This window comes from Dokdonella sp., assembly GCF_049593775.1.
Classification (GTDB): Bacteria; Pseudomonadota; Gammaproteobacteria; order Xanthomonadales; family Rhodanobacteraceae; genus Dokdonella.
The window spans coordinates 1-2,058 of the sequence record NZ_JBAWHJ010000371.1; the positions used below are offsets into that span (position 1 = coordinate 1).

The following is a 2,058-nucleotide window of genomic DNA, read 5'->3' on the forward strand; positions in this document are numbered from 1 at the left end:
GTATACGTGCCGTGCCGGACCACGCGGAAAACGGACTTCGCAGCCAGGTTGCCGGCGTTCCGCAACTGGACCTGACCGAACTGATCGACCGCAAGCTCAAGCGCTTCATGGGCGATGCGGCCGCCTACACGTATGTGGCCATGCGCGATGCGATTGCCGATGCCGGCCTGGTGATCGAACAGGTTTGCCATCCGCGCACCGGTGTCATCGCCGGATCAGGTGGTGGATCGGCACAGTGGCAAATTGAAACCGGCGACCTGTTGCGCGCGAAAGGAGTACGCCGGGTCGGACCCTACATGGTTCCACGAACCATGTGCTCGACGGTTTCAGCCACGCTGGCAACGGCGTTCGGCATTCTGGGGCTCAGCTACTCGATTGCTGCGGCCTGTGCCACTTCCGCCCATTGCATTGGCGCGGCCGCCGACCTGATTCGTCACGGTGGCCAGGACATCATGTTTGCTGGCGGCGGTGAAGAAGTGCATTGGGGCATGACTGCGCAATTCGACGCGATGGGCGCACTCTCGACCGGCTTCAATGCGACCCCTGGAGTGGCTTCGCGACCATACGATACCGATCGTGACGGGTTTGTCATTGCGGGCGGTGGCGGCATCCTCGTGCTCGAGGAATACGAACACGCCAAGGCCAGAGGCGCGACGATCCACGGCGAACTGATTGGCTACGGCGTCACTTCAGACGGTGCCGACATGGTGGCACCAAACGGCGAAGGCGCAACGCGATGCATGCGCCAGGCACTGAGCGGACTGACTGTGCCCATTGACTATCTCAACACGCACGGCACCTCCACTCCACTCGGCGATATCGTCGAACTCAACGCAGTGCGTGATGCCTTCGGTACGCACGTCCCTGCCCTGTCATCGACCAAGGCGCTGAGCGGACATTCACTGGGAGCCGCCAGCGTGCACGAAGCCGTCTACAGCCTGCTCATGTTGAATGAAGGATTCATGGCTGGCTCGGCGCATATCGACAACCTTGATCCACGGGCCGAGGGTTTTCCGATTGTGCGCGAAACGCGTGATGCCAAACTCGATACCGTGATGTCGAACAGTTTCGGATTCGGCGGCACCAACGCAACGCTGATTTTCGGTCGGGTCTGATTCGAATGCGAAAGCCTGGCCCGCTGGACCAGTAGCGTCCTGCGCGCTACTACGTGACTGATGCGGGCGCGCCAACCCGCTGGCGCACGCGTTCCTGCAAGTATTCAAAATACAGATCGATGTAGCTGATGCTGTTCTCGTGGTCGATCAAATAGGGATTCATGAGCGTGTGACGCAGGATCACCAGCCTGTCGTTGCCATCGTCTGCATCGAGCGTGCCGGCATTCAGGCCCAGTGCGTCGAAGATGCGGTGCATCTCGACCGCACCCAGCGCTTCAGGCCGCAAAGTCGTCATTGATCCAAAGAACTGTTTCAACTGGAGCGGCTGGCGTGGGTCAGCCCTCAGGTCATCGTGGAGCTTGCGCACAAACGCGTTGGCGCCGGCCACGCTGGTATTGCCCCTGGGGTTCAATGCAAGGCAAACCAGATTGCTGTCCGGTGGAAACGGCACCGTCGCCACGACATCATCGCGCACATCGGCAGCGAACCGTGCCGCTCGCTGATGAAATGCCTCGGCGCCAAGGATGGTCTGACGGGTCAGGCGACCGAAATGCAGATGATCAAGCGGCAGCACGCGATGAGTCACGAACACCGCAGCGGCATTCGCACCGGACTTCGAGCCTTCAGGAACGAACTGGCCAAGGCCGCGGTAGCGCTCCAGATAGCTCCTGGTTGCCGACCCGGAAAATACATAGTCAGCCTCTTCGGCCAACAATGCGGTGACCCGATGATCGCGACAAACGAAGGCACCTGTACCGAATGGAAGATAGCCCAGCTTGTGCGGATCAATCGTCACCGAGTCAGTTTCAGAAAGCGCGGCAATCGCGGAATAGACCTCTTGCGCCGGGAATGCGTTGTAGCCCCTGGCTACTTCGTCGCGACTGCGCAAGCTGCCATCCTCATTGCGGAATACCGTGGCCAGATAACCACCCCATGCAGCGTC

General features: G+C 60.3%; 1 protein-coding gene and 1 pseudogene. One reads left to right on the top strand and one right to left on the bottom strand.

The window, feature by feature from the left end; genetic code table 11:
• A partial coding sequence (locus WBP53_RS12740; RefSeq protein ID WP_423929493.1) for a beta-ketoacyl synthase N-terminal-like domain-containing protein occupies positions 1-1,115 on the top strand: 1,115 nt, incomplete at its 5' end.
• Positions 1,116-1,164: 49 nt separating this feature from the next.
• On the opposite strand, the pseudogene WBP53_RS12745 reads toward WBP53_RS12740, so the two are convergent.
• A pseudogene (locus tag WBP53_RS12745) lies at positions 1,165-2,058 on the bottom strand (pyridoxal-dependent decarboxylase); the annotation flags it as partial.